This window comes from Nostoc sp. UHCC 0251 (genome assembly GCF_034932245.1).
Taxonomy (GTDB): domain Bacteria; phylum Cyanobacteriota; class Cyanobacteriia; order Cyanobacteriales; family Nostocaceae; genus Nostoc.
The window spans coordinates 1-8,297 of the sequence record NZ_JAYGHD010000154.1 but is presented as its reverse complement, the minus strand read 5'-3'; the positions used below and the strand labels follow the sequence as shown (position 1 = coordinate 8,297).

Annotated in this window: 6 protein-coding genes; all 6 read left to right on the top strand. The window is 44.4% G+C overall.

All coding sequences use genetic code 11. The features are described from left to right. Window positions 1–492 precede the first annotated feature (492 nt). The 6 genes from VB740_RS15920 to VB740_RS15895 all read left to right on the top strand — a co-directional run bounded on the left by VB740_RS15920 (window position 493) and on the right by VB740_RS15895 (window position 8,251). Window positions 493–732 (top strand): helix-turn-helix domain-containing protein, encoded by a 240-nt coding sequence (locus tag VB740_RS15920; protein WP_323200943.1) that lies wholly within the window; start codon window positions 493–495, stop codon window positions 730–732. A gap of 4 nt (window positions 733–736) precedes the next feature. Continuing rightward, on the top strand, window positions 737–3,841 hold the full coding sequence (locus VB740_RS15915) for a PAS domain S-box protein (RefSeq protein WP_323200942.1): 3,105 nt from the start codon (window positions 737–739) through the stop codon (window positions 3,839–3,841). After that, the gene (locus VB740_RS15910; protein ID WP_323200941.1) at window positions 3,838–4,314 is read left to right on the top strand and encodes a response regulator; all 477 of its coding nucleotides are present in this window, start codon (window positions 3,838–3,840) and stop codon (window positions 4,312–4,314) included. The genes VB740_RS15915 and VB740_RS15910 overlap by 4 nt, the downstream gene beginning before the upstream one ends. Further along, on the top strand, window positions 4,314–6,278 hold the full coding sequence (locus VB740_RS15905) for a response regulator (protein WP_323200940.1): 1,965 nt from the start codon (window positions 4,314–4,316) through the stop codon (window positions 6,276–6,278). Before VB740_RS15910 ends, VB740_RS15905 begins: the two co-directional genes overlap by 1 nt. Window positions 6,279–6,601: 323 nt before the next feature. Continuing rightward, window positions 6,602–7,825 carry a pentapeptide repeat-containing protein gene (locus tag VB740_RS15900; protein ID WP_323200939.1) on the top strand — a complete coding sequence of 408 codons (1,224 nt, stop codon included), beginning with the start codon at window positions 6,602–6,604 and terminating at the stop codon, window positions 7,823–7,825. 171 nt (window positions 7,826–7,996) lie between these two features. Further along, window positions 7,997–8,251, top strand: a complete 255-nt coding sequence (locus VB740_RS15895) for a hypothetical protein (RefSeq protein ID WP_323200938.1) — start codon at window positions 7,997–7,999, stop codon at window positions 8,249–8,251. Window positions 8,252–8,297: the final 46 nt, after the last annotated feature.

Below are 8,297 nucleotides of genomic sequence, written 5' to 3'. Positions count from 1 at the left end.
CCCAGTCTCCGACTGGGAATGCTGTCCTAGAGGCTCCGCCTCCCTTGCTGGCGGCGGAGCCGCAATTGAAGTGCATTTCCAGCCCAGAGGCTGGAAACGAGATTTGACAAAGCTTTTAGCTTAAGTTGACACCAATGGGCAGTGCCGTGCCCCTACACTTGGGGATATAATTTTGTACCACATCTGAGTGGGAACCGCTATACCGGAAAATCTTTAACCACCCGAACATTGGAAAGCTCAAGTTTCACCTTCTGAACTCGAACGTTGAGCCTTTTTACTCGAACGTTGAGCCTTTTTACTCAAACGTTGAGCCTTTGAACCCGAACGTTGAGCCTCTGAACTCGAACATTGAGCCTTTTAAGATAGAAGATTACCTAGAGTGACAGCGAAATCCAGCTTACTGGATATAACCTGAGAAATATTCCCTAAGCAGGAGATAAACAATAAGACACCTGTCCTATCCTAGTCATTCTATGGCAATAGGAAAAGGAGATGCCTGTAACAAAGCGGCTGGAGATATTAGATTTAATTTGGCAACTTCGGCAGCAACTCAATCTTTCTCAGAAACAGTTTGCTACTAAATTAGAGGTTTCATTAAAAACAGTCAAACATTGGCAGAATAAATATAAAGTGCCTTCATGGATAGCGCTAAAACTAATAAAAGAAATGTTACGGCAGATGGGTGAACCCGGCAAAAGGCTGCTAAACCAGTATTTTCCAGAAGCAGAGTAGGGTTATGGCTCATCAAGTGAGGGCATCGAAATCTAAAAACATTGTTGCTGACAGTAGAGAGCGACTGCTGCACTATGGTATTGCTGTGCTATCCGTTGCCTTAGCACTGGGGGCAACTCTGCTGCTCAATCCATATCTCAATACAATGCCTGCGGCGCTGTTTTATGTTGCGGTGATGGTGAGTGCCTGGTGCGGTGGCTTGGTACCAGGGTTACTTGCTACTGTTTTATCTACTTTGGCAATCAACTACTTCTTTTTCAAGCCACTCTATCCGCAGAGCATTACAAATCTAAGTAGATTAGTACCTCTGGTCGTGTTCATACTGACAGCAGCGTTGATTAGTTCGCTCAACGAATCACGCCGCACAGCCCAACAGAAAGCTGAGGCAAGTCTGAAGTCACTACGCGAAAGCGAGGCAAGATTTGGTCGCTTAACAGAGTCCAATATTATTGGGGTACTTGTGGCTGATCTGAATGGCTTAATCATGGAAGCCAATGATGCCTTTCTACAAATGCTCAATTATACACGCGAGGATTTGCGCTCTGGGAGAATTCGCTGGGGTGAGATTACTCCACCCGAATACATTGAGGTAAGTGAACGAGCAATTGAAGAACTTAGGATTACTGGGAGTTGTAAGCCCTTTGAGCAAGAATACATCCGTAAAGATGGCTCTAAATTTCCCGTCTTAATTGGCTTTGTTAAGCAGGGAGATCGGACAATTATTGGTTTTGTTCTTGACTTGAGCGAACGACAAGTTGCGCTGCGCGAGCGCAAACAAGCTGAAGTTGCCCAGAGTATCCTGCAAATGCTCTTAGAACACGTCCCAGAGGGAATTACAATCGCTGGCGGCCCCCCTGATTTCCCGATCATCGCCAAAAGCAAACTCGCGCAAGAGCTTGTGGGCATACCTGCTGAATCACTCATTGGTAAGTCTTCTAGCGACTACCTCCAGTCCTATGGTCGGTTTTTAGCTGATGGTGTAACGCGCCCCACCCTAGAGCAATTGCCTTTATACCGTGCTACGCGCTACGGTGAAACAATCCGCGATGAGGAATGCGTCATTGAACGTCCTGATGGAAGCCGGATTATAGCCAGCGCTAATGTAGTACCGATTCGGGATTTCCAAGGTAAAATTATCGGTGCAATCAATTGCTGGCGCGACATCACCAACCGCAAGCAGATGGAGGAGGCACTGCGGCAACGAGAAACTGAACTTCGCTTAATTACAGATACACTGCCAGTTCTGATTTCCTTTGTAGATTCAGAGCAACGGTACCGCTTCAATAACCGAGCCTATGAAGAATGGTTTGGGCATTCGACGGCAGAAGTTTATGGAAAGCATCTTTGGGAAGTTTTAGGTGAATCTGCTTATGAAGTAGTTCGTCCTTATGTAGAACGAGTACTTGCAGGAGAGCAGGTTACTTATGAAAGTCAAGTTCCTTATAAAGATGCTGGCACACGCTACATTAATGCTATTTGTGTTCCTCAGTTTAATCAACAGGGAACCATTGAAGGTTATGCGGCGTTGATTACTGACATTAGCGAACAGCAAGCTGCGCTGCGCGAACGCAATCAGGCAGAAGCAGCGTTACGTGAGAGTGAAGCCCGCTTTCGCCACCTTGCAGACACCGCTCCCGTACTAGTCTGGATGTCTGGGACTGACAAACTTTGTAACTACTTTAATAAACCCTGGCTAGATTTTACCGGGCGGACTCTAGAGCAAGAAATGGGCAATGGTTGGACTGAAGGTGTTCATCCCGATGATTTTCAGCGTTGCTTAGATACATACACCAATGCCTTTGATGCCCGACAAAAATTTCAAATGGAATATCGCCTCAGATGCAATGATGGGGAATATCGTTGGGTTTTCGATAGTGGTGTGCCTCGGTTTGCACCAACAGGAGAGTTTCTCGGCTATATCGGCTCCTGTGTTGATATCCACGATCGCAATCTGGCACAAGAAACGCTACGTGATAGCGAGGAGCGATACCGAATTTTAACAGAAGTTTCGCCCCAGGCTATTTGGATGGGCGATAGCCATAGTGGTATTACTTATTGCAATCAATACTGGTTTGATTACAGTGGATTGACAATGGAGCAGACTGCTGGGTATGGCTGGATTGATATCATTCACCCTGATGACTGCGAGCGCGTCTTTAAAACTTCAATGCAGGCTGTTACTAAAGCTACAACCTACGAAGCAGAAATTCGCTTCCGTCGAGTTTCTGATGGTAGCTATCGTTGGCATATTGTCCGGGGTTTGCCATTTCGAGATGCAGCCGGACAGATTATTAAGTGGGTGGGCGTCGCCAGCGATATTCACGATCGCAAAGTTGCCGAAGCCGCCCTGCAACAACTCAACGAAGTGCTAGAGCAACGGATTCAAGAGCGCACAGCCCAACTCGAAGCCGCTAACCAGGAACTCGAATCCTTCTCCTACTCAGTCTCTCACGACTTGCGATCGCCGCTTCGCCACATCGCCGGATTTATAGAATTGCTTCAGAAACGGCATAGCTCAACAACTACATTAGATCAAACAAGTCAGCGTTATTTAAAAATAATTGCAGAAACTGCAAAACAGGCAGGAATACTAATAGATGAGTTGCTCACATTTTCTCGCATGGGGCGCACCGAAATGCGCTACATCAACATTAATATGGAGCAACTAGTGGAAGAAATAAAACGCGATTTGCAAACCCAAACTCCAGAACGCACAATCAATTGGCACATAAAGCCACTGTCAGAAATCCAGGGCGACCCCTCCATGCTGCGGCTCGTCCTTCGTAACCTCATAGACAATGCCGTAAAATATACCCAGACTCGAAACCCAGCAGAAATTACTGTTGGCAGCATTGACAAGGAAAACGAAGTTGTCTTTTTTGTCCAAGATAACGGCGTAGGCTTTAATATGCAATATATTCACAAGCTATTCGGAGTATTTCAACGCCTGCATAGCGAACCACAATTTGAAGGCACAGGTGTTGGTTTGGCAAACGTGCAACGCATTATTCATCGGCATAATGGTCGAGTCTGGGCAGAGGCTATAGTTGACAGTGGAGCCACCTTCTATTTTTCACTACCTAAGTTGTCGAAGAAGGAGGGCAAATGAAAGAACTCAAGCGAATTCTGCTGATTGAAGACAGCGCCAACGATGCAGAATTAATATTAGCCGCCTTATCGGAAAATCATCTCGCCAACGAAGTGGTGGTAGTGCGTGATGGAGAGGAAGCACTAGATTATATCTATCGCCGGGGGCTGTTCCGGTTGCGGATGGAAGGACATCCGGTTGTGGTGCTGCTCGATTTGAAACTACCTAAAATTGATGGGCTAGAAGTACTGGCAGAACTCAAATCTGACCCAGTAATGCGAGTGATTCCAGTGGTAGTCCTAACTTCTTCCCGTGAGGAGCCAGACTTAGTTCGATGTTACGAGTTAGGCGTTAATGCTTATGTCGTCAAGCCTCTTGATTACCATGAGTTTGCCGATGCTATCAAGGGTGTGGGACTTTTTTGGGCAGTTATTAATCAGCCACCCCTTGGCGCTCTACCTCCAGCACCTCATCGTCAACAGGAGAGGAACTGATGAATCTACTCCGTTTCCTGCTTTTGGAAGACAGTTTGTTAGATGCAGAGCTTGCCCAAGCGATGTTAACGGAAGGCGGAATTAATTGCGAACTAATACGAGTTGAAACCGGTGCTGATTTCCTGGCGGCTCTAGAAGCAGAGACTTTCGATTTAATCCTTGCCGATTATGCCCTGCCCTCTTTTGATGGAATTTCGGCTTTAGAAATTGCCCGAAATCGCACTCCTGAGGTTCCTTTTATCTTTGTTTCTGCCGCGCTGGGTGAAGAATTAGCGATCGAAGCCCTGAAGAATGGCGCAACCGATTATGTATTAAAGCAAGGACTAGGGCGATTAGTTCCCTCAGTGCAACGGGCATTGCGAGAAGCCAAGGAGCGCCGGGAGCGCCAGCAAGCAGAAGAGTCCTTACAGAAGAGTGAAGCCAAGTATCGCCGAATTGTTGATACCTCCTATGAGGGAATTTGGATGATTGACTCTCAATCACGAACAGAGTTTGTGAATCAACGGCTTTGTGAGATGTTGGGCTATCCGGCAGAAGAAATGCTTGGTCGTTCTATGTTTTATTTTATTGATCAGGTTGATGGGGTAGCAGCCGAAGAGAAACTGGAGTGGCACAAGCAAGAAGGGAGCGATCTTAAAGAAGCTCGATTGCGCTGCAAAGATGGTTCATATATTTGGACACTGATTTCTGCTAGAGCGATTTTGAATGAACAAAATGAGTTCTTAGGCGCGATCGCTATGTTAACTGATATCACCGATCGCAAACGCACCGAATCAGAACGCGATCGCCTTTTGCTACTTGAGCAAAGAGCCAGAGCAGAAGCGGAGGCGGCTAACCGGATCAAAGATGAGTTTCTCGCAGTACTTTCTCATGAATTGCGATCGCCATTGAATCCGATTCTCGGCTGGGCAAAACTATTGCAGAGCCGTAAATTTGATGAGATATCGCTGCAAAAAGCCCTTCAAACTATTGAACGCAATGCCAAATTACAAGCTCAACTAATTGAAGACTTGCTGGATGTTTCTCGCATTATCCAAGGCAAACTCAATCTCAACATGATGCCAGTCAATTTGGCATTTATTATTGAATCTGCGATGGAAACAGTGCGTTTGGCAGCAGAGGCAAAAACCATTCAGATTGAGACGATGCTCGATCGGAACGGGAAAGTTTTGGGTGATTCAGCCCGTTTACAGCAAGTCCTCTGGAACCTATTATCGAATGCCGTCAAGTTTACAGCGACTGGGGGAAAAGTAAATGTGCAATTGGAGTGTATCGACGCTCAAGTGCAGATTACCGTCAGCGATACAGGTAAAGGCATTCATCCTGATTTTTTACCTCATGTCTTTGACTATTTCCGTCAAGGTGACGGTACAACAACTAGAAAGTTTGGTGGGCTAGGGTTAGGTTTAGCGATCGCTCGTCACTTGGTCGAAATGCATGGTGGAACGGTTTGGGCTGAAAGTCTTGGCGAAGAGCAGGGAGCTATTTTCACAGTGAAGTTACCTCTGCTCAAAGAAAGTGCAACTATCAAGAATGACACAAACCCCGATTCCTCAACTGCCGTTTTAGCCTCTTCTCCCCTCATGGGTTTACAAATCCTGATTGTAGATGACAATGAAGATACCCGCGACTTTTTCAGCTTTGTGCTTGAGGAGTTTGGAGCGATCGTCACTACAGCAGCATCAGGAAATGAAGCATTACAAGCGCTCATCAAGTCAAAGCCAGATATCTTACTTAGCGATATTGGGATGCCAGAGATGAACGGCTATATGCTGATAAAACAGGTGCGTGATCTAGAAGCAGAAATAGGAAGAAAAACTATTCCAGCGATCGCTCTGACTGCTTATGCAGGCGAAATTAATCAGCAGCAAGCACTAAAAGCAGGATTTCAACAGTATATGGTTAAACCTGTAGCACCAGATGAATTGCTCATGGCGATTTCTAATTTAGTCCAATCTACTTAGGTGTTTGTTACAAACCTGAGTAATTAGATGAACCTCGTTAAGGTTACAGATTTTCAACTATTCATCATAGGTAATGCAAGCGTTTCAATTGGGTGGAATACCTTCGCTTTAGGCACAACAATATTGTGTCTCTACCACTAAACACCGCAGTTCAGAGGATGTTTGAAAAATAAGTAATCAGATATTTTGTAGATGATTTCTATGAAGTAGATTTAAGTAGCTGTCAAGTAGTTACGTGTTTGTACTCTATCATAACCTTACAAATCCTCTTAAAATCAACCTAAATTTACTTCCGTAAGGAGTCAGATATGAAGACTTATGACATGTCTCTCATAAAGACAAATGGACTCACGACTTTGTTGGTATTTATCTCAATTATATTTATTTTCACATTAACTCTAATTTTCTCGTTTTTTGAAAATATTGAAGGACTTTCAAATCAACAAAAAATAGAATATATTAATCAAGCATTAACAACTCTTGCGATAATCATTGGCGGATTAGCATTAATTATTAATGCTTATTATACTTCCAGACTCTCTTTTGGTGAGAATCAGAGCCTGTTCACCAAACTCTTTTGTGGGACACTAGCTTGGGAAAACAACATCGTAGCTGGCATTAATAACACCCAAAAAACTCTAGAAGAAATTGTTCCCGAACGTTTTTCTAAAGCAATTGAACAGTTGGGAAATGAAAAAATTGAAACGCGGTTTGCTGCAATTTATGCTTTAGAGCGAATTGCCAAGGATTCCCACAAAGACCATTGGACAATAATGGAAATTCTCGCTGCATTTATCCGCGAGAATGCCCCAGTTCAGAAATATGAGGACGAGTCACAAGACTCATCAAAACTTCCTACAGATATTCAAACAGCCTTGACTGTCATTGGACGACGCGATTCACATAAAGATCCGGTAAATCAGAAACTAGATTTACGCAATACAGACCTCAGTAATGCAGACTTAACAGAAGCTAACCTCTCTAGGGCGATCCTCGTAGGAGCTAACTTACAATGGGTTAATTTTACAAAAGCAAATCTCTCGGAGGCAGACTTATCAATAACCGATCTTTGTGGATCAATCTTCTATGAAGCCAACCTGCAAAAAGCAAACCTCCCAGAAGCCAATCTCCAAGGCGTAGTCCTCAGAAAAGCGAACCTCTCGAAGGCAATTCTTTATGATGCCAACTTGGAAGGAGCAATCCTTTGTGATGCCAAATTAGAAGAAGCAATCCTTTGTGGTGCAAACTTAGAAGGAGCAATCCTTTGTGATGCCAGCTTGGAAGGAGTAAACTTTGAGGATAGCAACCTTCAAGATGCAAACCTAATTGGTAGTAACTTGCAAAACGCAAAACTTGCTGGAGCCGACTTAGAAGGTGCGTTACTCAGTACAGCTAACCTGGAAAATGCTAACTTCCATGAAGCTAACCTCTCTAGAGCAAACTTTAGCGGATGTGAAAACCTGGAATTACAGCAGATTGAACAGGCAATTGGCGATCGCACAACAATCCTACCGGAAAACTTTAAAATACCCAAACAGTGGAAGTAACAAAAAGCTAAAGTTTTAGATGCTAAAACTCAATTACACAGTAGGGGCGTATAGCTATAGCTATGCGCCCCTACTGCGTTTAATTTAGTACCTAAAACTAAAAAATTGCCAAAAACCTGATAAATATTCTCTATCAGCCTAAATTTTCCGCAATTTAAATCACTAACCATTATGAAACGTCGAAAGGTTCTCAACACAGCTGCGATCGCCACGGCAACTGCTGCTACCCTAGTTTCTTGTACCCAAACTGGTAAATCCCCTAGTGTGCAAGCAGGACTACCAAATGTCCGTTGGCGCATGGCAACTAGCTGGCCCAAATCTTTGGGTACTTTTATCGGTGCCCAAACAGTTTCCCGGCGAGTTGAGGAAATGACGAATGGACGTTTCCAGATTACGCCCTTTGCAGCTGGAGAGTTAGTAAGCTAATCGGCATTTAAATTGCAACATAGTCACTATTGCCTTTGTTTTTTAT

Bases quoted from the DNA above. Each gene is read 5' to 3' on its own strand.
- VB740_RS15920 (WP_323200943.1), top strand. From the start codon at position 493: ATGCCTGTAACAAAGCGGCTGGAGATATTAGATTTAATTTGGCAACTT.
- VB740_RS15915 (WP_323200942.1), top strand. From the start codon at position 737: ATGGCTCATCAAGTGAGGGCATCGAAATCTAAAAACATTGTTGCTGAC.
- VB740_RS15910 (WP_323200941.1), top strand. From the start codon at position 3,838: ATGAAAGAACTCAAGCGAATTCTGCTGATTGAAGACAGCGCCAACGAT.
- VB740_RS15905 (WP_323200940.1), top strand. From the start codon at position 4,314: ATGAATCTACTCCGTTTCCTGCTTTTGGAAGACAGTTTGTTAGATGCA.
- VB740_RS15900 (WP_323200939.1), top strand. From the start codon at position 6,602: ATGTCTCTCATAAAGACAAATGGACTCACGACTTTGTTGGTATTTATC.
- VB740_RS15895 (WP_323200938.1), top strand. From the start codon at position 7,997: ATGAAACGTCGAAAGGTTCTCAACACAGCTGCGATCGCCACGGCAACT.